This is a genomic window from Archangium minus, assembly GCF_044360475.1.
Classification (GTDB): Bacteria; Myxococcota; Myxococcia; order Myxococcales; family Myxococcaceae; genus Archangium; species Archangium minus.
This window is the reverse complement of sequence record NZ_CP043494.1, coordinates 7,562,696-7,588,746: the sequence shown is the minus strand read 5'-3', so window position 1 is coordinate 7,588,746 and position 26,051 is coordinate 7,562,696. Positions and strand designations below refer to the sequence as shown.

Genomic DNA, 26,051 nt, shown 5'->3' with positions numbered 1-26,051 from the left:
CACTGCGCCCGCCTTGAAGACCGCCAACCTCGCCATTGTGTTCACCGACATCAAGGGCTTTACCGAGCGCACCAGCCGGCAAACCCTCGAGGAGAACCAGCGCCTGCTCAAGGTGCACCATGATCTCCTCGCCCCGGTCTTCAAGGCCTTTGGCGGACGCATCATCAAGTCCATCGGCGACGCCTTCCTGGTGACCTTCGTGTCGCCCACCCAGGCCGTCCTCAGTGGCATGGCCATCCAGGATCGGCTCTGGAACTACAACCGCGGTGCCTCGGATGCCGAGCGGCTGGACGTGCGCGTGGCCATCAACGTGGGCGAGGTGCGGCTGGAGTCCAACGACGTCTTCGGCGAGCCCGTGAACATCGCCTCCCGCGTGGAGTCCATCGCCGAGGCCGGCGAGGTCTTCTTCACCGAGGCCGTCTACCTGGCCATGAACAAGGCCGAGGTGCCATCGCTGGAGGTGGGCGTCTTCGAACTCAAGGGCATCCCCGGGAAGATCCGCGTCTTCCGCGTGCCTCGCGGGCCCTACCGCGTGGAGACACCCTCCGTGGTGCACGTGACACCCGGGGCCGACGCTCCGCTCGAGAACGAGCAGCCTCCCTTCGGAAACCTGGCGCTCTCGCGCGTCCCCTCGCTCCAACTCACGCCGGGGACGGACCTGGCGGCCACCGCGGCGGCTGTCGGCGGGCAGCTCGTGGCGCGCACGCGCACGGCCATCCTGGCGGTGAAGACCCATCGGCGCTGGTGGCCCGCCTCGAGGCGGGTGGCAGTGGGCGGCGGTGCGCTGGCGCTGTTGCTGCTCGGGGTGGGCTTCGTCGTGCTGGGCGACAGCCCCGCCGAGTCCGCCATCAAGGACGTGGCGAAGGCCACCAGCACGATAGAGAAGCTCAAGCTCGCGGGGAGTGCCCGGGAGCTCATCTCCCAGGAGAAGGACGCCCCGGGCAGGCGGGCCTGGTTGCTTGGGCGACTGGACGAGGCGCTGGATGCGCCCAACCGGGCGGTGGAGCACTATCGTTCCGCGTTGAAGGCTGGCAACGAAGACGCTGGGGACCGGCTCACGGAGATGTTGAAGCACCCGGAGTGCCGTGTGCGCGCCAACGCCGCGGATGCGCTGGGCGAGTTCAAGAGGGTGTCCGCACGCGGCGAGCTGGAGGACCTGGCCAAGGAGGGTGGGCCGGGCGAGGAACCGGGAGGCTTCTTCCAGGCCGGATGCAACTCGCGCAAGGCGGCGCAGAAGGCGTTGGAGAAGCTCGGACGCTGAACGTGGGGGATGACATGACACGGGTGAAGACGGGACTGGATGTCTGGGTGGAGCAGGGCTTTGCCCCTCTGAAGGGCAAGCGGGTCGGGGCCATCGTCAATCCCACCAGCGTGGACTCGCGCTTCCGCCACCTGGCTGACTTGCTGGTGCAGGCGCCCGGGGTGAAGCTGGCGGCCCTCTTCGGCCCCGAGCACGGTGTGCGCGGCGAGGCCCAGTACATGGTCGCCGTGGGCGACGCGAGGGACCGCCGCACCGGCGTCCCCGTGCACAGCCTCTACGGCTCCACCTTCGAGTCGCTCTCGCCCCGCCCTGAGTGGTTGGAGGGCCTGGACGCGCTCGTCTTCGACATCCAGGACGTGGGCAGCCGCTACTACACCTACGTCTACACCATGGCCCTGGCCATGAAGGCCGCCGGCAAGGCCAAGATTCCGTTCTACGTGCTGGACCGGCCCAACCCGCTCAACGGCGTCGCCATCGAGGGCAACCTCGTGGGGGAGCGCTACCGCTCCTTCGTGGGCCTGTATCCCATCCCCAACCGGCACGGCATGACGGCCGGCGAGCTGGCTCGCCTCTTCAATGACGAGCAGGGCTTCGGGTGCGACCTGACGGTCGTACCCATGGAGGGCTGGCGTCGCGAGTTCTTCTGGTCCGACACCGGGCTGCCCTTCATCTCGCCTTCGCCCAACATGCCCACCCCGGATACCGCGCTCGTCTACCCGGGCATGTGCCAGGGCGAGGGCACCAATGTCTCCGAGGGCCGCGGCACCTGCCGTCCCTTCGAGCAGTTCGGTGCTCCCTGGGTGGACTCGGACGCGCTGATTGCCCGCCTGGAGCGCGAGAAGCTTCCCGGGGTCCGCTTCCGTGCTGTGGGCTTCACCCCCACCTTCGACAAGTACAAGGGTGAATCCTGCAATGGAGCCTTCATCCATGTCACCGACCGCGACTCCTTCCTCCCCCTGCGGACGGGCATTGCCATCTTCCAGGCCCTCTACGAGCTGGGGAAGGGGAGCGGGTTCGCCTGGCGTGAGGACGCCTACGAATTCGTGGACGACGTGCCCGCCTTTGATCTGCTCTGTGGCACGGATCAGGTCCGCAAGGGGATTGAGGCCGGCTGGCCGCTGGACCGTCTACTGGAAGGCTTCGAGACGCAGGCCCGGGACTTCGCCAAGCGGAGGGAGCGTCACCTGCTGTACGCTCTAGGGTCGTGAGCCAAGACGTTATCGGTATCCTGTCCGACAGCCATGGAGATCTGGCCGCCTTTGACGCGGCCTATGAGCTGCTGCGGGGCAAGGGTGCCCAGCGCTTCATCTTCCTCGGGGGCCGCTACTCGGACCTGGACGAGTGGATCCTCGACCGGCGGGAGCGCAGCCGAGGGGGACGGGAGTACTCGGGCGCGGACTTCATCGAGGACGTGGCTCGCTGGCTGGCTGTCACCGAGCAGAGGCCCCGTCCGCGCTCGCTGTCCATCCCAGACGACGTGCTCAAGGAACTCGAGGATGATCCCATGCTCGTGCGCGAGCACTTCCTGCGCACGCCGGAGCGGGACTCCATCCAGTACAGGGACCCGAGCATTCCTCGGAAGGTGCTGGACATGGTGGGCGAGTCGCTCGTGTGCCTCGTCCATGACAAGAACGATCTGACCCGGGACGACCTGGTCAACGCGATCCTCTTCATCCACGGCAAGGAGTCCGAGCCGAAGCTGGTGCAGATCGGCCCGCGCTACTTCATGTCCCCGGGCCGGCTGGCCGGCGCCGCGGAGCAGACGTGTGCCCTGTTGGAGCGCGAGGACAGGGACCTGCGCTTCTCCGCCTTCCGGCTCGACGGGAAGGTGGTCCTGGAGCCGCAAGCGTTGGTGGTGGATCGCCGCTCGAAGCTGTCCGTCAAGTGAGGCCCCCTTTGCAGGTCGCGCTCCTCGGTGGCTCGTTCAATCCGCCCCACGTGGGCCATCTGATGGCCGCTCACTACGTGCGTGCCACCCAGGGCGTGGATGAGGTCTGGCTCATGCCCACGTTTCGCCATCCCTTCGGCAAGCGCTCGGAGGACTTCGAGCACCGCGTGCGCATGTGCGAGTTGATGTGCCAGGACGCCTCGGGCTGGATGAAGACCTCGCGGGTGGAGAGCGAGGTGGGCAAGGACGGGCGCACGGTGGATACGCTGGAGTTCCTCCAGGCGCGGCACCCGGAGCACCGCTACTCGCTCATCATCGGCTCGGACATCCTCAAGGATCTGCCGCACTGGAAGGACTTCGACCGCATCCAGCAGATGGCGCGCGTGCTGGTGCTGTACCGCGCGGGCTACCCGGCCGACGGAACCGTGGGGCCGCCGCTGGCCGAGGTGTCCTCCACGGAGATCCGTGAGCGTCTGACCCGAGGGGAGCTGCCCTCGGACCTGGTGCCTGCGCGGGTGCTCGCCCATGCCCGCGAGCACCATCTCTACGGGTTGTGAGCCGGGCGGCTTCGGACGTCGTGGGTCGCCGGGCTCAGAGGTGGAAGTGCCCCGCCGCCTCCGGCTGGTACGGCACCGCGACGATGCGGAGCGTCCGGGTGCGTCCGCCCGGGAACGGCCACTCGATGGATTGGCCCACGGACAAGCCGATGAGAGCGCTTCCGATGGGGGCGAGCACGGAGATGCGGCCCTCGTCACTGCGTGCATCCTGCGGGTAGCAGAGTGTGACCTCCCGGCGTGCGCCCGTCTCCTCGTCTTCGAAGACGACGGTGCTGTTCATCGTCACCACGTCCGCGGGGACCTCCTGCGCGCTCATCACCTCGGCCCGGGCCAGCTCCTGTTCCAGCAGCTCGGCCAGTTCGGCGTTGCGCCCACTGCCGTGCACATCGAGTACACGCTGGAGGCGCTGGAGGTCCGTCTCCGTGACGATGATGTGTCGCTCTTGGGTCATTCCAATGTTCCTCTTGGGCAATGGCCGCACTGCGGCGTGGAGTAGGTGAGGGAAGAGAAGGAGAGATGCGGCCGGGACGGGGCGCGGACGCGCATGGCGCCGCAGCTGGGTCAGCCCTCGCGCGCTGTCAGGACTGGGCCGCACGGGAGCGGACCTCTGGCAGCTTTCGTCGGAGGAGCTGGGACGCCGTACGCCGGGGTTCTAGAAGCGGGGGCGGGCGGCGTGGGACTCAAGCCAGGCAGTTGCCCGGCCGTGGGCGAGCAGGACTCGGCGCACCACGGCCCAGCGCGTACCGGACTTCATCGGAGCTGGGCAGAGGGGCTTCATGAGTTCAGTCACCTGGGGAGTACACCACGCCTCGTGCGTGCACCGCGCGCGATTATAAGTGCCCGGTCTGCTCGCGCAACAGCCCCAGGGCGGGGGAAGAAGCCCGTTCTCGCGGGGGTTGGCCAAGAGGACGATGTGAACCGTGCATCGTCGTGGACCCCGAAACGCCGAGATGCGCATGTTGCCGCTGCCAGCCCATAACGGAAGTGTGAGGTATCGGGCGGAGCTGTGCCAGCGCGTGTGCGTGCTCCACAGGGCAGCTGCCTGGCTTCTCCTCCGCACCGCGACCCCTCTCCCTTGAGAGGCGCTCGCGGTCGTTGAGGACCTGTTCGGTCACTCTGTCTCCCTCTCTATCCATCACCCGAAATGGAGGTCTCCATGCGTTACCTGGCTCTCGCCATGAGCCTGGATGGAACCCTGTCCACCGCCGGTCGCATCGAGGCAGCGCTCGAGCAACTGCGGCGCTCGGGTCGGCGTGCACTCTTGGTGAGTGCGCGGCGACTCGGAGAACTGGGCGCGGTCTGCCCCCATCTGGAGCTCTTCGATTGTGTCATCGCGGAGAACGGAGCTGTCCTGCACTGGCCGGCCCGCCGCGAGAGTATGTCCCTGGGCGGGCCCATTCCAGAGTCCTTCGTGAAGGCCCTTCGCCGGCGCGTCCTCGCTCCTGTCGAGCGGGGCCAGGTCGCCGTCTATACCCATGCGTCGCACGCGTGTGCGCTCGTTGAAACGGTTCGAGAGCTCGGCCTCGAGCTTCAGGTCGTCTTCTGCGGCGAGTCGGCGCTGGTGGTGCCTCCGGGCGTCAACAAAGGGGCGGGCCTCCAGGAGGCGCTCCTGTCACTCGGGTTGTCCGCGCACGAGGTCGTCAGCATCGGGAGCGAAGCCAATGACCATTCGCTCCTGGCGGTGAGTGAGTGCGCGGTTGCCATGGCGGATGCTCTGCCCGCGCTCAAGAGGCGAGCGGCCTTCGTCACGAGAGCAGAGGCTGATGCTGGGGTGGTTGAGCTCATCGAGCAACTGGTCCGCGACGACCTCCAGACGGCCGGGGCGAGCATTCCCCACGACTCGCTGCTGCTCGGCTTCGATGGAGCCGGACACTCGGTGTGCATTCCTGCTTACGGAGACAACGTTCTCGTCGCAGGGCCGCGAGGCAGCGGAGGGGCGAGCTATGCCTTTGGGCTCCTCGAGCGCCTCATCCAGAAGAAGTACCAGCCGTGTGTCATCGACCCGCGAGGGGATTTCGAGCTGCGCGAGGACATGGTGAAGCTGGGGAGCCGACGGCGCGTGCCCCGTATCTCCGAGGTCATCGCGGCCCTGGCGGAGCCATCGGTGAAGCTCGTGGTCGACCTCACGGGGCTGCTTCCCCGCGAGCAGCCGGACTTCTGCGCCGAGCTGTTCTCGGAGCTGGCGGTGATGCGGAGGCGGACGGGGCGGCCTCACTGGCTTGTCGTCAATGGAGCCCAGTACCTGTGGCCCTCCAGAGGGCACGTCGCCACGGGGGGCTCCTCGAAGTTGAGGGAGACCCTTCTGCTGGCGGAGGACCCGAGGGAGGTGGCGCAGTCCATCCTTGGGCAGGTCGATGTCGCCGTGGCTGTTGGACCGGCTCCAGCGCGGGTTCTCGGGCAGTTGGCCGAGGCGCTCAACGAGACTGCACCTCTCCTACCGCTTGGCGCTGGCCAGGAGGATGAAGCGCTCGCCTGGTTCATCACCGAGAGGCAGTGGCCCCTGTGGTTGAGGATTCCACCTGGGCGCGCTGAGCGCCTGAGCCGCCTCCACGGGCATGTGGAGGGAGACCTGGGCTCAGGGAGCTTCGTCTTCCGAGGGCCAGAGGGGACGCTCCACCTGCGGGTCAACAACCTGAGCTCCTTCTGCCAGGCGGCGGAAGGGGTGGATGAGCAGGTGTGGCTCTTCCACCTCTGGCATGGGGACTTCTCGCGCTGGATACGGAACGTCCTTCGTGATGACGAGCTCGCTCGAGAGATCTCCTCCATCGAGCGACGCTATGAGCTTCCCGCGGCGGAGAGCCGCCGACGGGTCCGCGGTGCCATCGCCCATCGGTACGCGCTTCCGGCCTGAGGAGAGGTGGAGCCGCGGCCGGGTGGGCCCTCTCCTGGAGCGTTACGACATGACTGGGATTGCACTCGTTCTGGCCATCGTGCTCATCGGCATCGTCCTCTTCTCCATCGAGACGATTCCCCTCGAGGTGACGGCACTCACCGTCGTCTGCCTGCTCGCGCTGACGGGAGTCCTCACGCCGGCGGAGGCGTTCGCCGGGTTCTCCAACGAGACGGTCATCTTCATCTTCGCGCTCCTGGCCATGACGCAGGGGCTGTCGGCCACCGGGGTGATGCACAGGGCGGGTAGCTGGCTGGCCCACCTGGGTCGGCTCGGCTCTCGGGGATTCCTCCTGGGGTTGATGCTGCTCGTGGTGGTGTTCTCGGCCTTCGTTCCCAACACGGTCACCACCGCGGCCTTCCTCCCGGCCGCCCTGCGAGGCGCGAGGGCCGCCGGTCTGCGGAGGAGCAGGGTGCTGATGCCGCTCGCCTTCGCCTCCATCCTGGGCGGGATGGGCTTCCTGTATGGGACCTCGACGAACCTGGTGGTCTCCGCGCGACTCGACGAGCTCGGGCTGAGCCCCATCGGCCTCCTGGAGCTCACTCCGGCCGGGCTGCCCGCGGCGCTCCTCGGTGTCGCCATCATCCTCCTGCTGGCGCCGGTGGCTCTGCCCGCTCGGGCGGGTGTCGGCACGGAGGAGGGGCGGGCGCGGGACTTGCCGATCGTCGAGGACATGGCGGCGCCGCGCTCTTCCAAGGCATGGCTCGCTCTCTCCATCTTCGTCTCCGTGCTCGTCCTCGGCTCGGTGGGGCTCGTGCCCCTGTCCGTCGCGGGCGTGGCGGGAGTCCTCCTCATGGTCCTCACCGGCTGTCTGGATGCGAAGCACGCGTTCCGAATCGACTGGCGGGTGGTGCTGCTGATTGGCTCGATGATGGCGCTCGGCCTCGCCATGGAGAAGAGCGGTGCGGGGCGATTCCTCGGAGGCCTCGCGGCCGAGGTCGCTGGCGTTGGCGGCCCGCGCCTGGTGCTGTTCTGCCTCATGCTGCTGACCGTCGTCCTCTCCATTCCGATGAGCAACCAGGCGGCGGCGCTCGTGGTATTGCCCGTCGGGCTGAGCGCCGCCGCGGGCCTGGGCGTGAACCCCCGCACGTTCGTCATGGGGATCGCGCTCGCCGCCTCCTGCTCGTTCGTCACCCCACTCGAGCCGAGCTGCATGCTGGTGTACGGCCCCGGGCGCTACCGGTTCGGCGACTTTCTCCGACTCGGGGGGCCCCTGACCGCGCTGATGCTCGCCGCGCTCCTCGTGCTCGTGCCGTGGGCCTGGCCGATGTAGGGGCCTTCGAGCGCCTGCCTCCCCACTTGGGGCCAGCAACACGCGCCGGGTCGACTTCGATTTTCTCGAAGCGTCAGGGGAGGATTCTCTTTTTGCTGATGGGTGGGGCGCTCCCCAGATTGAGCCCGGAGGAGCGCGACATGAACCCGCCCCAGACAGACTCTCCGACGGTTTCTTCCCAGGCTCAGCCCTGGCACTCGCTGCCACCTGAAGCGGTCCTCGAGGCCATCCAGACCCGCCCCGAGGGACTCTCCGACGCTGAGGCCCGTACCCGGCTCGAACGCCACGGCCCCAACGTGCTGCAACGTGTCTCCGGCGAGAGCCCGCTCACGCTGCTGTGGCGCCAGGTCAACAACCCTCTCATCTGGGTGCTGCTCGCTTCGGCGGGCCTGGCCATCGCGCTAGGCAAGGTAGCGGACGGGCTCATCGTGCTCGCCGTGGTGGTCCTCAACACGCTCATCGGCTTCGTGCAGGAGTTCCGCGCGGGCAAGGCCATCGAGGCGCTCACCCAGATGGTGCCGGAGAACGCCACGGTCCTGCGCGACGGCCGCAAGGTGACGGTGCCGTCCTCCGAGCTTGTCCCTGGGGACGTGGTGCTGCTCGCCTCGGGAGATAAGGTGCCGGCGGACGTACGGCTGCTTGCCGGGCGGAACCTCCAGGTGGAGGAAGCGGCGCTCACGGGTGAGTCTCTTCCCACGGAGAAGCGAGTCGCTCCTGTCCCCGCGAGCGCGGGTGTCGGTGATCGCACGAGCATGGCCTTCGGTGGCACGCACGTCACCTATGGCACGGGCACCGCGGTGGTGGTGGCCACTGGCGGCGCCACCGAGCTCGGCCGTATCTCCCAACTGCTGAGCGAGGCGATGGACCTGCAGACGCCGCTGACGAAGGCGATCGCCGTCATCGGCCGCTACCTCACCATCGCGATCCTCGTCATCTCCGTCGTCCTGATGGGTGTGGGCCTGGTGCGTGGCTACGGCATCGCCGAGTCCCTCATGGCCGCGCTCACGCTGGCCGTGGCCGCCATCCCCGAGGGCCTGCCCGCCATCGTCACCATCGCGCTCGCCATTGGCGTGCAGTACATGGCCTCCCGCCGCGCCATCATCCGCAAGCTGCCCGCCGTGGAGACGCTGGGGAGCACCACCGTCATCTGCTCCGACAAGACGGGCACGCTCACCCGCAACGAGATGACAGTCCAGGCGCTGTGGACGCCCAAGGGTTTTTATACCGTCTCGGGCGTGGGCTATGCGCCCCAGGGCGAGCTGCGTCGAGACGAGCAGTTGCTGAGCTCTCTGCCCGAGGATGCCCGCGAGCTGCTCGTGGCCGGCACGCTCTGCAATGACGCCTCGGTCCGTGAGAAGGAGGGCGCCTCGGAGCTGACGGGCGATCCCACCGAGGGTGCGCTCCTCGTCGCCGCGGCGAAGGCGGGCCTGAAGGTGGAGGAGCTGCGCGCCTGCCACCGCCGCGTGGACGCCATCCCCTTCGAGTCCGAGAACCAGTTCATGGCCACCCTCAACGAGGACGGGCGCGGTGGCCGCAACCTCCTCCTCAAGGGGGCTCCTGAAGTGGTGCTGCGCCGCTGTGTCCTGAACGACGGTGTCGATGCCGACAAGGTGCTCGGTGAGGTGGAGCGCATGGCCTCGCGCGGCATGCGCGTGCTGGCCGTGGCGAGCAAGTCCCTTCCGGCTTCGCATGACGGCCTGCGCAACGAGGACGTGACCGGCGGCTTCCGGCTCCTGGGTCTCCAGGGGATGATCGATCCGCCTCGTCAGGAGGCCATCAGCGCGGTGGGCGCCTGCCACACGGCGGGCATTACCGTGAAGATGATCACCGGTGACCACGCGAAGACGGCGGAGGCCATTGGCGCGCAGCTCGGCATCCTCGAGGACGGTCGGGCGGTGACGGGCGCGGAGCTGGCGGAGCTGGATGACACGCGGCTGCGCGAGGCGGCCCTCTCCTCCAACGTGTTCGCCCGCGTCGCGCCCGAGCACAAGCTGCGCCTGGTGCGCGCCCTCCAGACGGAGGGGCAGGTGGTGGCCATGACGGGGGATGGCGTCAACGACGCGCCCGCGCTCAAGCAGGCCAACATCGGCGTGGCCATGGGCATCACCGGCACGGCCGTGTCCAAGGAGGCCGCGGACATCATCCTCACGGACGACAACTTCGCCTCCATCGCCGCCGCGGTGGAGGAGGGGCGGCGCGTCTACGACAACCTCATCAAGTCGCTCGCCTTCGTGCTGCCCACCAACCTGGGGCTGGCCCTCATCCTCATCGTCGGCGTGGCCTTCTTCCCCATCCTGCGCGTCGCCGGCGAGCGCGAGCCACTGCTGGCCATGCTCCCCACCCAGCTCCTGTGGATCAACCTGGTGGCGACGGTGGCGCTCGCGCTGCCGCTGGCCTTCGAGGCCCGGGAGCCGAACGTGATGCAGCGGATGCCTCGTCACCCGGACGCGCCCGTGCTCAGCGGCTTCGTCGTGATGCGCACCGTGCTGGTGGCGGTGCTGATGTGCGCGGGCGCCACCGGGCTCTTCCTCTGGGAGTACAACGCCGAGGTGGGGCGCCTGGGTCACGAGCTGGCCCTCCGCGAGGCGCAGACCATGGCCGTCACCACGGTCATCATGTTCCAGATCTTCTACCTGCTGAACTGCCGCTCCCTGCGCGACTCGTTCTTCCGCATCGGCGTCTTCAGCAACCCCTTCGTCTACCTGGGCATCGGGACGCTGGTGCTGCTGCAGCTCGGGTTCATCTACCTGCCCTTCATGCAGGCGGTGTTCAACACCGCGCCGCTGTCGCTCGAGGCGCTGGGGCTGTGCGCGCTGGTCGGGGCCATGGTCCTGCCCGTCATCAGCGTGGAGAAGTGGCTGCGCTCGCGGCGAACGCGAGACGAGCGGGGTGCCGGTACGCGGCTCCCCCTGCGAGTGCCACGGCGCGCGACGGCGGGGTAGGTGACCTTCAGCGGAGCGCTTCCATCTCCGCCAGCCGCTCGATGACCTGCTGGGGGTGCTGGGCATCGAGCAGCCGCTCCGCGAGGCCGCGGCTCGCCAGTCGCGCCATGTGAGCGAGCCGCATCAACCGCATGCGACCACGCTCCTCGCCGATGAGCACGATCAACAGCCGGAGGGGGCTCCCATCGGGCGTCTCGGCTTGGAGCGGCTCCGCCAAGGTCACAAGGGTGGCCATCGGGGGGGTCTCGGCGACGAAGGCGTGGGGCACCATCACGCCACTGCCCACCGCGCTGGAGGCATCCTTCTCTCGGCGCTTCAGCTCCGCCATCACCTGGGCTGCTCCCAGCCTGGGGCAGGCTGGGCCGAATCGGCCGGCGGCCACGTCCAGGGCATCGTCCAGGGCGGCACAGGTGAGCCGAAGCACCATTCGCTCGGGTGCCAGCAGGGGGGCGAGCGCCGGGGCGGGCTCCTCCCGTCCGGTGGCCGCGCGCACCGGGAACTCCGAGTCGAGGAGCTCCCGGAGGCGGGCGAGCTGGGTTCCCGAGAGCCGTCGCCGCGCGATGTCCAGGAAGAGCGAGCCGGCACCGGGCTCCTGCTCGAGGTAGCTGGCCACGAAGGGGCTCACCCGGTGCGAGATGTCCATCAGCAGCAGGGGCGGTACGTCCAGCTCGCGGGCGATGGCCGCGAGCCGCTCCGGCGTGGGAACGGCATCCAACCCGTTCTCCACGCGGCTCAAGTAGGCGCTGGAGACGCCGATGCGCCGGGCCAGGTCTCGCAGGCTCAGCCCGGCGTCTACACGTAACAGCCGGAGGGTCGCTCCCAGATGCATGGCTTCGTCAGTTCCTCTCCTCATGAGGGAAATACCCTGGCCAGGGCGCGACACCCGGCGAGCAGCTCAGCTCGCCGCATTGCTGGCCGGGAGCTCTCCCTGTGTTTGCTCCGAAGTGAGGGCCTCCGCAGCGGGTGAGGAGGCCGGGTGGCGTACCACGAGCACGGAGGCGGAGGCCTCGCTGATGATGCGCTCGCGGTGCAGGCCGAAGAGGCGATCCTCCAGCCCCCACTCCGCACCCACGCCCACCACCACGAGGTCATACCCGCTCCGGGCCTCCTCGAGTGCCGCCTCCTCAGGAGACGAATGCTCCACCACCTTGAAGTGCACATGCCCTGCGCCCTTGGGGAAGAGCTCCTGTACCAGGGTCCGCGTCCCCGTCTGGCCGTGGGCGCCCGAGGTGACGTGCAGGACGGTGATCTCCACCTGGCCCTGCTGGAGGAGCCGTCGGGCCAGCCCGAGCGCCGCCCGGTCGTGCTGGCTGCCGATGAAGGGCACGAGCACTCGGCGGATGTTCTCCAGGCCGCGATCCACCAGAACCGCCACGTCCGTGCCTGCCTCGCTCATCACCTCGTGCACGGTGCCGCCGAGCATCGTCTGGCTGAAGAGCGGCTTGTGCCACCCCAGGAGGATGAGGTCGGCCTGCTTGGCCTCGGCGGTGCGGCAGATGTCGAGCCCGGGATCCGTGGAGACGAAGGAGAGCGGGCGGACGTCGAGTCCAAGGCTGCCTGCTCGGCTCAGCATGGGTGCCAGCGTGTTGCTGCTGGCCTTCTCCGGATCATGCTTCAGGTGGAAGGAGGCACGCTCCGTCGGGCGGATGAGGTGCAGGGCATAGAGCTTCGAGGGCTCCGTGGGGCTCTGCGTGAGCGCACGCCCCAGCGTCACCATGGCCGCTCCGGCCTGGCCGTGTGACACGCACATCAGCACGGTGAAGGGCTCCGCGCTCTGGATCGGAGCCACGGGCTCCAGGGTGATCTGGTCCTTGATCAGCTCCTCGGGCGGGTAGATCCACCGCAGCAGCGGCGTGGTCATGAACGTCGTCACCAGCGCCATCACCACCATCATGGTGAAGAGGGTGGGGGAGATGACGCCCAGGTCCAGGCCGATGTTGAGCACGATGAGCTCCATCAGCCCGCGGGTGTTCATCAGGACGCCCACCGCGCCCGCCTCGCGCCAACGCAGGCCCGTGAGGCGCGCCGCCACCGCGCTGCCACCGAACTTGCCCAGGCATGCGATGAGGATGATGAGGCCGCACATCAGCCACGTCTCGCCGCTGTTGAGCAGCCCGATCTGCGTGCGCAGGCCGCTGAAGGCGAAGAAGAGCGGCAGCAGCAGCACCACCGCCACGTCCTCCAGCTTCTCCGCCAGCGACTCGGCCAGCCCGCCCTCCTTGGGGATGACCGCTCCCATCATGAAGGCGCCGAAGAGGGCATGGATGCCGATGAGCTCCGTGGCCCACGCGGACGCCAGCAGCATCATCAGCGTGAGGGCCACCACGTTCTGCGTGAGCCCATCCTTGCTCGCCACGCGCGCGCCCAGCCGCGCCAGGAAGGGCCGCACCAGCAACAGCATGAAGGCGATGTAGAGCATCGCCAGGACGGTGGTGAGCCCCGCCTCCATCAGGCTCGTGGCGCGCACAATGGAGACCACGAAGGCGAGCAGGCACCACGCCGTCACGTCGTCCACCGCCGCGCAGGTGATGGCGATGGCACCTACCTTGGACTGCAGCAGCCGCCGCTCCGTGAGGATGCGTGCGAGCACCGGGAAGGCGGTGATGCTCATCGACACGCCCATGAAGAGCACGAAGGAGGAGAACGGCACCGACGGATCGCTCAGCTTCGGATAGAGCCACAGCGCCGCCGCCGCTCCCAGAATGAAGGGCACGATGATGCTGGTGTGGCTGATGACCACCGAGGAGTGGCCCTTGCCCTTGAGCAGCCTCGGGTCCAGCTCCAGCCCGATGAGGAACATGAAGAGGATGAGCCCTACCTGGCTCAGCATCTTCAGCACCGGCATGGAGCTATTGGGGAACAGCCACTCCATGGCACCCGGAGCCACCCACCCGAGCAGGGAGGGGCCCAGCAGGATGCCCGCGAGAACCTCGGCGATGACCAGAGGCTGCCCCAGCCACCGGGCACCTCGCCCGATCAGCCGCGACAACCCCATAATCACCAGGAATTGCACGATGAGCAGGGTTAGCGCGTTATGAGCCAGTGCGTGCATTCAGCCTCCTGGGCGGGGTGGGTGTCGTTAAGCGTTAAGGGGGCACTTATCAATTGACGTGGCGCGGCGTCAACCCGGCGGCTGTGCGACGGAGGCTCGGTCGGCACGAAAATTCTCTCAACGTTTTCAAGAACTTGGAGTTCTCGCGGGTAGTGGAACGGGGCGCGGAAACGTTTCTGGAGGTGGTGCGTAAGTGAGCCAGCGGATGGGGAGTCCCTCGGACGAAGAGCTCATGGAACGGTTCTGCGATGGTGAACACGAGGCGTTTGAGGCCCTCTTCGCCCGGCATTCGGGGCGGGTGCAGGGCTTTCTGACGCGCATGGTGCGGGACGGTCCACTCGCGGAGGACTTGCTGCAGACGACCTTCCTGTCCGTCATCCGGTCCCGGGGCCGGTACGAGCCGGGCACTCGCTTCGCTCCCTGGTTGCTGACGATCGCCGCGAACGCCGCGCGGGATGCCCTGCGCCGCCGCCAGCACGTTGAGGCGTACTCCCAGACGGGTGATGCCACGCCCTCGTCGGTCGCGCCCGGTGTGGGTGACCCCGGAATGCGCAGGCGCCTCCAGGATGCCTTGCAGCAGCTCCCCCCGGACCAGCGCGAGGCCGTCATCCTCAACAAGGTCGAGGGGTGGTCATTCGAGGAGATTGCCTCCATGCGAGGCATCAGCGTGGTGGCGGCGCGCGTCCGTGCCCACCGTGGCTACGAGAAGCTCCGGCTGTTGCTGGGTGAGTTGGAGGAGGCCTGATGCGCTCGCCTCTGGAGACTTTGCTCGCGGAAGAGTTGCGGAGCGACAGCGCCGCCGCCGAGCGGGCCCTGCGGGTCGCTCGCGAGGAGCTGGCCCGGAAGCGCCCGGTGCGGAGCTGGCGCACCCAGGCCGCCTGGATGTTCGCCGCCTCGGCGCTCCTGACGACTGTGGTGGCCGGAGTGATGTGGGGGGTGGGAGCGTCGTCTGGCGCCGTCCTGCTCGGTCGTGCACCCCTGCTGGCGCTGCTGTGGGCCACCAGCGCGGTGTGTGCCTGGGGGGCGCTCTCTCCGCGCAGAGGGCGGCTCCCGCTCTGGGGCATCGGCATGGCGATGGTGAGCGCCACCGTGCTCGTCCTGGCCCGGAGCGGCGTCCATGCGGAATCCACCCTCCCGGAGTGGGTCTGCACAGCCAGCCATGTCGGGCTGGGGCTCATCCCCTTGGTCGTGGCGGTGGTGCTCCTGCGCAGCGCTGCCTTTCGTCCCTTGCGTGCCGTCCTGGCGGGCCTGTCCGTGGGTACGACGGGGGCCTTCGTGGGCGAGCTCGCCTGTGCCCAGGGCTGGCGGCATGTCCTGGGCTACCACTTGTCGGCGTGGGTGCTCATCGCCGTCGCAACGTTCGCTGTCTCTCGCTCCCTTCTCCCCAGGTCATTTGCACCATGATTCAGGATCCTTCACTCATCGTGGTCGAGAACGTGGACGGCGCCCCCGTGCGCATCGGCGAGACGGTGAAGCTCGTGAACGCTTCGTCAGATGGCTCGGTGAATCGGCGGTTCCTGGGCCGCACCGGTGTCGTGGTCGCGCTGGTGTTCGACGAGCCCAGCCGTCAGTACCCGCATGATCCGCTCATCCAGGTCCGAGTCGATGACATTGGAGAGGATCTGTTCTTCCCGGAGGAGCTGGAGCTCATCCCGGAGTGGGCACGGCGCCGGCTGTCTGAGTCGCGGAGAGCTCTGTGACCGTGCGCCCGTTCAACGCACTCGCCATCCCAGCCGCTCCGCGAGTTGCCGCGCGGTGAGGATGCCGAAGGGCAGACCTTGGCGGTCGGCGAGGGACAACAACCGCTTGTCCTTGCTGACCAGCCAGGTGGCTTGTACGCGCGCGGCGAGGACGAGGAACTTCTGGTCGGACCGATCGCGGCAGCGGGGCAGGGGCGGCAGGGGTGTCTCCGGGTTGACCTCGGCCATGCGCACGAGGTTGCGGTAGCGCGCAGAGGCGTCGCGCTGGGCCGCTTCACTCAACTGGAAGGTGGGGTAGGCGAGGACGTACTCCAGCTCTGCCAGCGTCTCCTCATCCGCCCATGCAGTGACCTCGCCCGCCGTGAGGGCCTGGCCCAGGGGGCGCACCGCGGGGTCGTCGAACACCAGCATGTCCAGGACCACGTTGGTGTCGAGGACCAGCGGCAGTGGCGTGGGGTGGGAATCGGAGGGCGCTTGAGACATGGCGGGCGAGTCGACCTCAGGCCCTGGCGGATGATGGCCGAGTCACGCGCCAGAGCCACGCTCCGCCCACGGCGGCCAGGAGGGTGGCGAGCAGGGCACGCAGCCGCACCTGGGGGTGGGGCACGAAGCTGTAGGCATTTGCCAGCGTGAAGGGGCCCTCCCAGGCCAGCATCCGGATGCAGCGGTAGTAGGGCTCGTGGGTGGCCGGCGTGTTGGGCGTCACGCATTCGCCTCGCGAGGTCATGGCGGTGTGGATGATCTCGTTGGAGCGGAAGATGCTCGCCACGTGCGGGAGCGTCACGGCGATGAGCACGAGGGTGAGCACCCCGGCGCGCACACGGGTGGCCACGAGGGGCCGGATGAGGGACTCGGCGGCTTCGGCGTAGGCGTAGAGGGCCACCAGCAGCACGGCCGGCATCCACGGGAGGATGAGCCGCGAGCCCCAGGCCCACCACCCGAAGGGGGCCCACCACCGTGCGAGGAAGACGGTGAGCAGGACGATCATCACGCCCAGCCCCCCGAGAGGCTCCCAGCCCACGGTGGCCCCCTCGCGACGCTGTTTCCAGACGGCCACGGGCAACGCCACCAGCATCAACACCAGAAGCGGCCAGAAGAAGAGCAGGCCCGCGTTGGGCGCCAGCCACAGCGCCACGGAGTTCTCCAGTTGGAACGCGAGCGAAGGGCCCCAGCTCGCCTCCTGGAAATAGGTGATGTTGTAGGGCAACCCGTAGCGGAAGAAGTTGGCGGCCACGAACAGGGCCAGCCCCAACACCGTTCCCAGCGCCGCTCCGAGCAGGCGGTTGCGCTCCGCACGCAAGAGGGCAAGCCAGGACGTCCCCGGAGCGCGGTGCACCGCGGCGCACGTCACGCCGATGAGCCCGATGAAGGGGAAGGCCGTCTCCTTGGTGAGGCTCGTCAGGAAGGCCAGCACCGCCACGAGCCCCGCGCCTCGGCGCCGCAGCCAGGCCGCCGCGAGCGCTGCGGAGAGGAAGGCCGACACCATCTCTCCGAAGGAGCGGTTGGAGTAGTGGATGAACAGTCCGCTGCAGAGCACGAGCTCGGCCATGACCGCCACGGGTCGCGAGCGCGGTGCGAGTGTTCGCCAACTGACGACCAGCAGCGCCACGAAGGCCGCGAGGCTGAAGTAGCTCAGGACGCGACCGATGCCCTCGAGCGACATGCCGAGCCACCGCAGGGGCAAGGCCGGCAGGTATTGGAAGAGGGGCCACTTGCCCGCGTTGGTGCAGTGCACCCACCGTCCCTCGGAGAAGCAACCCAGGATGCCATCGAGGGACCCCAGCAACTGCTCCGTGTCCGCCTCGCGGTAGACGTACCGCGCGAGCGCTCCGAGCATGAGTACCCCACACAACACCCCGAGCCACCCGGGCCACCACGTTCGCTCGTGCTTCTTACCGGGGGGAGACACGGGGGGATTCGGGGTCGAGAGAGGAGGAGATGCCTCGCCCTGAGAGGCGTGGGGGGCAGTCATGGCCGGCGCAGTCTGGAGGAGGCGTCAGTCATCGTCCAGCAAAGGCATTATCCGAATTATCGCAGATGGCCGGACCCGCCGTTGAACGGGACGGATCGCCTGGCGGATGCTTGAGCGCATCATCACTTCGACTGGGGGGAAGACGATGAGCCAGGGCCCACGCGCGCGGTTCGTGGAGCGGTTAGATGGCTTTCTATCGGAGTCTTTGCGCCAGGCCTCTCCCCTGGAGCTCGGCCGAGCGAGGATGCTCGTCGGGGTGTGTTGGGGTCTGCTCGCGTGCGACGCGCTGGTGTTGCTCCAGGCGGTGCTCAATCCCGTTCCACTGAGCATCGTCATGGTGGCTGTGGCGTGCGTGGCGGGGTTTGGCGGCGCGCTGGTGCTGCTGCGCTGGTCTTCCTCGACTCGGCCTCTGGCGCTGCTGCTGTGCTCCCTGGTGACCGCGGGGCTGATCACCAACATCCTCACCATGAAGGAGCTGGCGGTGGCCACGCACGCTTCGATCATGCTTGTCCCCGTGGTGTCGGTCTATCTGCTGGGCTGGCGCCTGGGCCTGCTCTTCTCCGCGCTCATCTGCGTGAGCGTGGGGCTCGTCTTCCCGCTCCACACCTGGGGCTCGCTGGAAGGTCCTGGGCCCGTGCTGTGCAGCTTCGCGGCCGTCTACGTGCTGTGCGCCTGGTCCATGAGCTGGCTGTTCGTCTCCTCTCGGGACGAGACGTACGCCATGGTCGAGCAGATGGTGCGGACGCTTCGCGAGAGCGAGGGCCAGCTCGTCAGCCTCATCGAGAGCACCGATGACCTGGTTCTCTCCCTGGACGCGGAGGGGCGGGTGATCACCGCGAATCACTCGGCCAAGCAGCTCTTCCGGCGGATCGCGGGTCGAGAGCTTCGCAAGGGCGAGCCCGCCTTCGGCGAGTTCCCGTCGGAGGAGCGGGCCCGGTGGAACGGGTTCATGGCCCGTGCGCTGAAAGGGGAGCGAGTGAAGGAGGAGATGCTCCTTCCGCCGAAGGAGCGGTTGATCACGTTGGAGCTGACCGTCAGCCCTGTTCGCGGGGACGGGGGGCGCGTGGTGGGGACAACGCTCTTCGGACGGGACATCACCGCGCGCAAGGAGGCCGAGGCCCGGCTGAGCGAGATGCACCGCAACCTGCTGGACGTGTCGCGGCAGGCGGGCATGGCGGAGATCGCCACGGGTGTGCTCCACAACGTGGGCAACGCGCTCAACAGCGTGAATGTCTCGGCGGGCGTTGTGACGGAGCGCCTGCACGGTCTGCGCGTGCCTGCCATGAGCCGGGCCGCGGAGCTGCTGGAGGAGCACGCGGCGGACCTGGGCTCCTTCGTCACCACGGATCCCCGAGGACGGCAGTTCCCCGTTTATCTCAAGGCGCTGGCTCGGCGGCTCGTGGAAGAGCGCGACGCGGTGTTGGAGGAGATGCGCACGCTCTGCCAGAACCTGGATCACATCAAGGCGGTGGTGAGCATGCAGCAGGCTCATGCGAGCTCCTCGGGGATGGTGGAGCTGCTCCCCATCCCAGAGCTCCTCGATGATGCGCTGCGCCTGCATGCCCTGTCCTTCGAGACGGTGGGGATTCAGGTGCGGCGTGAGTACGCCCAGGTGCCGCCGCTCTGGGTGGACCGGCACAAGCTGCTGCAAATCCTGCTCAACCTGGTGAGCAACGCACGTCACGCACTGCTGGAGACCGGGCGCGAGGACAAGCAGCTCACGCTCCGGGTAGGGCCAGGGACCGGAGGGCGGTTGCGCATCGAGGTGGAGGACAACGGGGTGGGCGTTACCCCGGAGAACCTGCCGCGCCTCTTTACCCAGGGCTTCACCACGAAGCGGGACGGGCATGGGTTTGGGCTGCACATCAGCGCCCTGGCGGCCGAGGAGATGCGGGGCTCGCTCTTCTGCACCAGTGCCGGGCAGAACCGGGGGGCCACCTTCACGCTCGAGTTGCCCACCCGGGACGCGTCACTCGTGGAGCCCGCAAGGTCTCGGCACTCGTCCGGCATGATCGAGGCCGCGGTGGCGCGGTGAACGTTCTCAACACGAGGGGCCCGGTACCCTCACCCTGGCCCTCTCCCGGCGGGAGAGGGGAGGTGGGAACACCGGGCCCCGGTTTGAGTCCTTCGTGCTCGCGGACTACTTGACCACCTTGTCCAGCGGCTTCGCCTCGGTGGTGGCCTGGTCCTTCGTCCAGTCGATCACCGGCGTCTGCCACGACATGCCCGTCTCGCCCGGCTCCGGATCCAGCTTCTCGAACTCGAAGCCGTCACCCCCGAAGTAGAGGTACTCGACCGTCGCGACCTTGTACTGCTTCTTCGGATCCAGCGGCTTGCCCTTGGCGTCCTTGAACTTGCCCTTGCCCGCCGCCGTGAAGCCCGAGAACACCGCCTCCGGGTTCGCCAACTGGCGCGCCAGATCCTCGCCCTTCACCTCCACCACCATCAGCGAGTTCTCGAACGGCATCACCGAGTACACCGAGCCCTTGGTGACCTGGCCCGCCGGCAGGCCCTCGCGGAAGCCCTTGCGGTTGAGCACCACCGCGTCCGTGTTGAGCTGCGCCTGGATGGCGCGCGTCACCCACGTCCCCAGCTCCTTCGAGTCCTTCTCGAAGGCCTTCTTCGTGAAGCCGATCTGCTCGCCCAGGGCCGTGTCCAGCCGGGTCTTGTAGTCGGAGATCAGCTTGGCCAGCTCGGCGTCCGGAGCCGGAGCGCCCTCGCCGCTCGTCACGTCCACCTGCGACGTCTCCACCGCCGTCACCTGCTCACCCTCGGGCTTCGAGGCATCGTAGGTGTAGGCCGTGCGCAGGTACTTGTCGAAGCCCCGGCCCAGGGACACGTAGGTGGTGTTGCCCTCCTTCGTGTTCACCGGCTCCGGGCAGCGGCCACCGGCCACCACCGACACCTTCCACTCGGGGTGCTTGCCCACGATCGGCTGCAGATCGCTGGGGCACTCGTCCGCCAGCACCACCACGGTGTCCGCCCCGGCCTTCTGGGCCTCGGCCACCGCGTTCGTCAGCGCCTGCTCGTCGGGAATCACTTCCAGGCCCTCGGCGCGTCCGGCCATCGCCGTGTTCACCGTCTTGGGCGACGTCAGGCCCACCACGCCAATCTTCAGGCCCTGGCGCTCGAACACCTTGAAGCCCGGCAGATCCCAGCCCTTGGCCAGCGCCGCGTCCTTCACCTGCAGGTTGGCCGCGAGGAAGGGGAAGCCGCCCGCCTGGTGGTTCTTCTGGAACTGCTCCAGCCCATAGTCCAGCTCGTGGTTGCCCAGAGCGGACGCGGCGAAGCCCATGCGGCCCATCACCGCGGCGGTGGGCTCACCGTAGAAGAAGGAGGAGATGGCGGGGCCGTTCCACGCATCGCCGATGGTCAGCGCCAGTGTGGTGGCGTCCTTACAGGCCGCCTGGCCGTCCTTCACCTGGCCGGCACAGTGCTTCTCCTTGGCCGTCCACCAGCCGAGCAGCTCGGCGGCGCCGATCGTCGGCGTCCCACCCTCGGGGGTGGTCGGCAGCAGCTGACCGTTGGCGCTGCCGGTGATGAGCACCGTCACCGTGGTTGGCTTGGGGGCGGGCTTCGCCGCGGGGGCCTGCGCCGGCTGGGCCGTCGCCGCGGGCTTGTTCTCCTGAGAGGAATTCTTGTCGCAGCCGGTGAGCGCGCCCAGGAGGGCGAAGGCCACCACACCGGAAGCGCGGCGCCACGGGGTCTTCTCACCCGTCGCCGGCCTGGATTCGGACTCTTGATGCATGAGGGCTCCGACTTTGTTGGCGGTACGTCTGCGCGAATAGCACACCTCCCCCCCGGGGTCGTCAAAAAGGGGGCCTCCCCGGGGCCTCCCGCCTTGCTCGCTCCCTCGTGCTAGCGTCATGCCCGTGCAGAGTTACCAGAAGGAGACCCTTCCTCCTCCGAGCCGGGAGCAGGGTGGGGGGAACCCTGAGCCCGAGCCCGCCTCCGCCTACGAGCAGAAGTTCCGGCAGGTGTGGGCGGACGTGCGTCAGGGCGCGGAGCACTTCCACCAACGGAGTGTTCCGTTGCCAGTGAACCGGCTGGGACAGTTCATCCACGGCCTGTGCTTGCCGTTCCACCTGGCCCGAGTCCTGCTAGCGGACAGGGAGACCCGGTGGCGTTACCTGAAAGTGACATTCGTCCAGGTGGCGGTCGTCGTGGCGTTGGGGGTGGTGTTCACTCGCCCGGGCGAGGAGGTCGTGGAGTCTGTCGGACTCGAGGAGTGGTCCGAAGAGGTGGAGGAGGCCCAGGGGCAGGCGGAAGCGGTTCGGGTGGAGGTGGAACAGGTAGAGCAGGATGAGGAGCTCGCGCAGGTAGCGCAGGGCGTGGCGACGCTCGCTGCGAAGGCGGGAGCGGACCAGGAGACGGTTCGGGTCGCCGTGCAGAATGCCCTGGATGAGGCGAAGAAGGCCGAGGAGGAACGGCGTGCGGCGCAGGAGCTTGAGCGCCCACGCAAGCGCACCGTGCACCGGCTCGTGTACTGGGCAGCGCTCCTGTCCTCGCTGCACCTCGCCCAGTGGATCGTCATCGCCCTGTCGCGCGACTACCACACGGCGCTCTCGCGCGAGGTGAGCCTGCGCACCGGGCTCGCACCCGAGGACGAGCCACTCACCCCCCGAGTCCGGCTCAACCTGCCATGGATGCGCAACAAGCTGAAGCGCCGCTGGAGGGCCTTCGTGGTGTTCGCCGCCGGGGTGCCCCTGCTGTGGTTCATCTCCAAGTTCCTTCCCTTTGGGAAGGAGTTCCTGACGGTGATGCTGTCCGTGTGGGGCGCCTGGTGGTTCGTGGTCTTCTCCGCGGGCAAGAGCGCCCTGGCCTGGAACGAGTCGGAGCCCCGCGAGCCCTGGTTCCTGCGCGGCTGGAAGCGGCTCACCACCTCTCGCACCGTGTCGAGCGTCGCGCCCCTGCGCGGGGTGATGGGCGCTTACGACTCGAAGTGGACGTCCTTGACGCGCCCGGTGTTCTCCCCGATTGCCAGCGTGGAGCGGCAGCCCTGGAGCCTCGGCGGGCTCGCGGTGGCGCGGGCGTTGGCGACGCTCCCGGTGGTGAAGTGCTTCCTGCGCCCCTTCATCCCCGTGGCCGCCGGCCACCTGCTCGTCGCGGGCGGGGCCGGCCAGGGGGCGGGGACGGCTAGCCCGCGGCCTTCCGCTCCGGAGGCGGGGGCGGCTCCTCCTCCTGCTGCTTCTGCTGGTGATGCCCCATCTCCAGCAGCTCCCCGGCCTGCCGCGTCTCCGAAGCCTGGATGACGGCGCGCAGCTGCTGGCTCACCGCGCGGAAGAAGCCCGTGAGCAGCTCCGGGCGGTCCGCCAGCAGATCGAGGAAGTCGCGCCGGTCGATGACGAGCACCCGCGTGTCCTCCACCGCCACGACATCGTTGGGGCGGGGGGCACCATCCAGCAGGCTCAGGTCGCCGAAGGTCTCCTTGGCCCGCATCCGCAACACGTGCTCGCCGTTGCTGATGGCGTCCACCGCGCCCTCGACGATGACGTAGAGCGCGTCACCCGGATCTCCCTCGCTGTAGACGCGCTCGCCCGCGCGGAAGCGCGCCTCGCGGGCGATGGCCGCCACCGCCGCCACGTCGTCCACGTCGTTCTGCGAGAAGACGTGCACCTCCTCCAGGAGGAACAGCTTCTGAACCGTCGCCTGACTCATATCTCCTTCCTGTGACGGCGGCAGATCCATGCCGATCCGGCCCGCCACGTAGCGCGCGCATCCGCGCAGCACCACATCCTCGCTGCGGCACAGCCACGCGAGGTGCGCCTCCAACCGGCCCGGCGTGCCCGGAGGCAGATCCCGGTGGTGGAGCTCCACCTGCTCGCGCACCAGCTCCCGATCCTGCTCGTCCGTGAGCGTCTCCAGCAGCTCCAGCGCGTACGCCCGCCGCCGCGCGTCCTGTCCCGCCACCTGCTGGTGCACGCGCCGCATCACCTGGGGCGGGTGCAGGAGGCCCAGCAGGAAGAAGGACAGCTCCAGCGCCTGATCCAGCCGATCCCCCACCATGCGCGTGAGCAGCGAGTGGTCTCCCAGCTCCGCGCGCAAGTCGCGGAAGGGCTCCACCAGGGCGCGGTACACGTCGCGTCGTCGCCCCAGGGCCTCGCGCACGCGATCCACGTCCACCGGGTGCTCGGGGTGCTCGTCGCGCAGGCGCGAGAGCTCCGCGCCGATGCGGAAGTGCAGCCGGGCATCATCGCGCACGTTGGAGAAGAGCAGGGCGTGCAGCGCCGCCGGCGTGCCGATGTGGCGCAGCACGCGGGGGATCTGCAGCCGCATGGCCAGCGGCGCGGACAGATCGTTGAGCGTCGCCTCCAGCAGCGGCGTCACCTCGTCACCCAGCGCGGCCAGGGCCTCGCGCGCCTCGCGCCGCTCCTCGCGCCAGGTGAGGAAGGTCAGCAACCGGGGCGCCAGCTTCACGTAGCCGCCCTCGCCCACGGAGCGCACCGCCACGCGCCGCACCGTGCTGTCCGGATCGCCCAGGAAGGACGTCAGCATGGGCGTGTAGCTCGTGTCCTTCAGCCGACCGAACAGCCGAGCCACCTCGCGGCGATCCGCCACCGGGGCCTGTGCACCCCGGGCGGCCAGCGCCCCCAGGGACACGAGCGCCGCCGCGCGCCACTTCGTGGTCAGCAGTGCGCCAATGGCCGCGCAGCGCAGCCCAATGTCCGGGCTCTGGAGCAGCGGCGGCAGCAGCACCTCTGCCCGATCCGGCGCCAGCTTCGCCAACGCCCACACCGCGCTGTCTCTCGCGCGGCGCGGGCCCAGCGTCACCAGCTGCTCTAGCAGCGGCGTTGTCTCGGTGGCCTGGAGCTCCAACGCCAGGGTCACCGCCCGCTCCTGCACCCGCTCGTGCGTGTGGCGCAGCAGCACGGACAGGTGAGGCCGCAGCGGCAACCCCTCCTGCGTCAGCAGCTCCATCGCGTTCAGCACGCGATCCGGCGCGCTCGAGCCCAGCGCTTCCACCAGCAGCCGGCGATCCTCGCGGCCCAGCTCCTCGTCCTCGGGGGTGGCGCCCACCTGCTCGCCCAGCGCCTCCACGTACGCTGGCCTCAGCCGCAGCAGCAGCACGCCGAGCAACCCGCACAGGCCCACCACCGCCAACGCCATGGAGACACCGTTGGCCGCGCGGCCCGCGCCAATCAGCAGCACGCCTGCCAGCACCGTCCCGCCCTTGCGCAGCAGGCCCTCCACCGCGCCGCGCAGTGCCTCGCGCTCCTCATCCGGCACCGCCGAGTACAACAGCTGCACGCCCACCGGCAGCAGCGAGTAGTTCACCGCGTTCTCCAGCAGCCGCAGCAGGTGCACCGGCCACAGGTCCGTCGTCACCAGCGAGGCCACCGCCAGCGGCGCCATCGCCCCGGGCAGCAGCGCCAGGTAGCGCATCAGCCCGAGCCGCTTGAGCAGCCGCTCGGCCACCAGCAGCTGGAAGACGACGCACACCAGGCCGATCCACAGCTGCAGCGAGCCGAAGAGCGCCGCCAGCCCGTCCTCGCTCAGCGTGTTCTCCACGCGCAGGCGGAAGAGGTAGTCGACGAAGGACGACAGCACCGCGAAGCTCACGCCCAGCGCCGCCAGCACCCGGGCATAGCTGCTGGTGGAGAGGTACTCCCAGGCCGCCACGGACGGCGCGAGGTTGCGGGTGCGCGAGGGGTGCTGCGACTCGCCCTTGTGGAAGTGGAAGGCCACTCCCGCGGCGTAGAGCGACAGCGCCCCGCCCACGATGATGGAGGCGGTGCCGAGCCGCTCGGCGAGCCCCTGGACGAGCAAGCCGCCCAGCATGCCTCCCGCCATGCCCACCCCGTTGAGCGCGGTGAAGGCCCGCCGGGCCTCGCGTGCGTCGAAGGTCGACGCCATCTGCCCCCAGAAGCGCAGGGAGATGAACGTGGTGAAGGCATCCACGAAGAGGTACAGCACCAGCGCTGGAATCCTCTGGCCCACGGACACGCCCGCGGCCAGCCCCAGCACCACCAACCCGCCCACGCCGGTGAGCACGCTGAGGGACTCGCTGGGCGCATTTTGCTCCTTGCGCGGCAGCAGCGTCAGTGTCGCCACGAGCAGCGCGCCCACCAGGTACAGGTAGGGCATCGTGTGCGACTCGAAGCGCGACAACACAAGTGCGTTGGCAGCCGTCTTCAGCTGCGTCACGCCAGCGATGAGGGCGAACTGGAATGTCGCCGCGGGCCACAGGCGGTGGCCCCAGGACTGCGACTCTTGGACTGCCACGGGGAGTGCACTCTACCTGTCGAAAACCGGAATTTCCAGAAGGAAGCTCGCTCTCGAATGGAGGGGAGGCGGGCAGACACCGCTCGCGGCTCTCCCTCTCGCGGGGATGTCCGGTGCAGGACCTGTGGTGACAGCGGGTGCACAACGCGTCCCAGGCGCGGAAGGGCGCTGGGGTTTCGTGTTTCTGCCATTGAAAGCGTGTCAGTGCTGGCCACCGTTCATGAGGTGAACTCATGGTGGCCCACCCCCGTGGGTCGGTTTGTGTATGAGGCGCGTTGGTCCTACGCTTGAGG

19 protein-coding genes are annotated in these 26,051 nt (G+C 68.6%); 12 read left to right on the top strand and 7 right to left on the bottom strand.

Translation table 11 applies throughout. The features are described from left to right. The first annotated feature begins 13 nt into the window (after positions 1-13). Genes F0U60_RS30830 through nadD form a run of 4 tightly spaced genes read left to right on the top strand, consistent with a single transcriptional unit; the run spans position 14 to position 3,706 of the window. Positions 14-1,261 (top strand): adenylate/guanylate cyclase domain-containing protein, encoded by a 1,248-nt coding sequence (locus F0U60_RS30830; protein WP_395805078.1) that lies wholly within the window; start codon positions 14-16, stop codon positions 1,259-1,261. 14 nt (positions 1,262-1,275) lie between these two features. After that, positions 1,276-2,469 carry an exo-beta-N-acetylmuramidase NamZ domain-containing protein gene (locus F0U60_RS30825; protein WP_395805076.1) on the top strand — a complete coding sequence of 398 codons (1,194 nt, stop codon included), beginning with the start codon at positions 1,276-1,278 and terminating at the stop codon, positions 2,467-2,469. Beyond that, complete coding sequence (locus F0U60_RS30820; protein ID WP_395805074.1) at positions 2,466-3,149, top strand: hypothetical protein; 684 nt, start codon at positions 2,466-2,468, stop codon at positions 3,147-3,149. Before F0U60_RS30825 ends, F0U60_RS30820 begins: the two co-directional genes overlap by 4 nt. Then, positions 3,146-3,706 carry a nicotinate (nicotinamide) nucleotide adenylyltransferase gene (gene nadD / locus F0U60_RS30815; protein ID WP_395805072.1) on the top strand — a complete coding sequence of 187 codons (561 nt, stop codon included), beginning with the start codon at positions 3,146-3,148 and terminating at the stop codon, positions 3,704-3,706. Before F0U60_RS30820 ends, nadD begins: the two co-directional genes overlap by 4 nt. Before the next feature lie 34 nt (positions 3,707-3,740). On the opposite strand, the gene rnk is transcribed toward nadD, so the two are convergent. Continuing rightward, positions 3,741-4,157: a nucleoside diphosphate kinase regulator gene (gene rnk / locus F0U60_RS30810; RefSeq protein ID WP_395805070.1), complete on the bottom strand. Its 417-nt coding sequence runs from the start codon at positions 4,155-4,157 to the stop codon at positions 3,741-3,743. A gap of 705 nt (positions 4,158-4,862) precedes the next feature. Here rnk and F0U60_RS30805 point away from each other — a divergent pair. The 3 genes from F0U60_RS30805 to F0U60_RS30795 all read left to right on the top strand — a co-directional run bounded on the left by F0U60_RS30805 (position 4,863) and on the right by F0U60_RS30795 (position 10,811). Next, the gene (locus F0U60_RS30805; RefSeq protein ID WP_395805068.1) at positions 4,863-6,557 is read left to right on the top strand and encodes an HAD hydrolase family protein; all 1,695 of its coding nucleotides are present in this window, start codon (positions 4,863-4,865) and stop codon (positions 6,555-6,557) included. A gap of 49 nt (positions 6,558-6,606) precedes the next feature. Next, positions 6,607-7,869 carry an SLC13 family permease gene (locus F0U60_RS30800; protein WP_395805066.1) on the top strand — a complete coding sequence of 421 codons (1,263 nt, stop codon included), beginning with the start codon at positions 6,607-6,609 and terminating at the stop codon, positions 7,867-7,869. 140 nt (positions 7,870-8,009) lie between these two features. Then, the gene (locus F0U60_RS30795) at positions 8,010-10,811 is read left to right on the top strand and encodes a cation-translocating P-type ATPase (RefSeq protein WP_395805064.1); all 2,802 of its coding nucleotides are present in this window, start codon (positions 8,010-8,012) and stop codon (positions 10,809-10,811) included. 7 nt (positions 10,812-10,818) lie between these two features. Here F0U60_RS30795 and F0U60_RS30790 read toward each other — a convergent pair whose 3' ends face one another. Continuing rightward, a complete protein-coding gene (locus F0U60_RS30790) occupies positions 10,819-11,640 on the bottom strand; it encodes a helix-turn-helix domain-containing protein (protein ID WP_395805062.1) in 822 nt (273 codons plus the stop codon). A 66-nt stretch (positions 11,641-11,706) separates the two neighbouring features. Then, positions 11,707-13,863 carry a cation:proton antiporter gene (locus tag F0U60_RS30785; RefSeq protein WP_395805060.1) on the bottom strand — a complete coding sequence of 719 codons (2,157 nt, stop codon included), beginning with the start codon at positions 13,861-13,863 and terminating at the stop codon, positions 11,707-11,709. Positions 13,864-14,068: 205 nt separating this feature from the next. Here F0U60_RS30785 and F0U60_RS30780 point away from each other — a divergent pair, with 205 nt between their 5' ends. From F0U60_RS30780 to F0U60_RS30770, 3 genes are read left to right on the top strand one after another with little or no spacing between them, the layout of a single operon-like run. Next, positions 14,069-14,608, top strand: a complete 540-nt coding sequence (locus F0U60_RS30780; RefSeq protein WP_395825529.1) for an RNA polymerase sigma factor — start codon at positions 14,069-14,071, stop codon at positions 14,606-14,608. Next, positions 14,608-15,267, top strand: a complete 660-nt coding sequence (locus F0U60_RS30775; RefSeq protein ID WP_395805057.1) for a DUF1109 domain-containing protein — start codon at positions 14,608-14,610, stop codon at positions 15,265-15,267. The genes F0U60_RS30780 and F0U60_RS30775 overlap by 1 nt, the downstream gene beginning before the upstream one ends. Then, a complete protein-coding gene (locus F0U60_RS30770; protein ID WP_395805055.1) occupies positions 15,264-15,563 on the top strand; it encodes a Carotenogenesis protein CarS in 300 nt (99 codons plus the stop codon). Before F0U60_RS30775 ends, F0U60_RS30770 begins: the two co-directional genes overlap by 4 nt. A 12-nt stretch (positions 15,564-15,575) precedes the next feature. On the opposite strand, the gene F0U60_RS30765 is transcribed toward F0U60_RS30770, so the two are convergent. Then, positions 15,576-16,046 (bottom strand): putative toxin-antitoxin system toxin component, PIN family, encoded by a 471-nt coding sequence (locus F0U60_RS30765; protein ID WP_395805053.1) that lies wholly within the window; start codon positions 16,044-16,046, stop codon positions 15,576-15,578. Positions 16,047-16,062: 16 nt separating this feature from the next. Next, on the bottom strand, positions 16,063-17,400 hold the full coding sequence (locus tag F0U60_RS30760; protein WP_395805051.1) for a hypothetical protein: 1,338 nt from the start codon (positions 17,398-17,400) through the stop codon (positions 16,063-16,065). 280 nt (positions 17,401-17,680) lie between these two features. Between F0U60_RS30760 and F0U60_RS30755 the strand changes: the two genes are divergently transcribed. Next, positions 17,681-19,570 carry a nitrogen regulation protein NR(II) gene (locus tag F0U60_RS30755; protein ID WP_395805049.1) on the top strand — a complete coding sequence of 630 codons (1,890 nt, stop codon included), beginning with the start codon at positions 17,681-17,683 and terminating at the stop codon, positions 19,568-19,570. Between the two features lie 105 nt (positions 19,571-19,675). On the opposite strand, the gene F0U60_RS30750 is transcribed toward F0U60_RS30755, so the two are convergent. Next, positions 19,676-21,283 carry a bifunctional metallophosphatase/5'-nucleotidase gene (locus F0U60_RS30750; protein WP_395805047.1) on the bottom strand — a complete coding sequence of 536 codons (1,608 nt, stop codon included), beginning with the start codon at positions 21,281-21,283 and terminating at the stop codon, positions 19,676-19,678. 118 nt (positions 21,284-21,401) lie between these two features. Between F0U60_RS30750 and F0U60_RS30745 the strand changes: the two genes are divergently transcribed. Continuing rightward, the gene (locus F0U60_RS30745) at positions 21,402-22,787 is read left to right on the top strand and encodes a hypothetical protein (protein ID WP_395805045.1); all 1,386 of its coding nucleotides are present in this window, start codon (positions 21,402-21,404) and stop codon (positions 22,785-22,787) included. On the opposite strand, the gene F0U60_RS30740 is transcribed toward F0U60_RS30745, so the two are convergent. Beyond that, the gene (locus F0U60_RS30740) at positions 22,672-25,758 is read right to left on the bottom strand and encodes a cyclic nucleotide-binding domain-containing protein (protein ID WP_395805043.1); all 3,087 of its coding nucleotides are present in this window, start codon (positions 25,756-25,758) and stop codon (positions 22,672-22,674) included. The genes F0U60_RS30745 and F0U60_RS30740 overlap by 116 nt on opposite strands. Between the last annotated feature and the right edge of the window lie 293 nt (positions 25,759-26,051).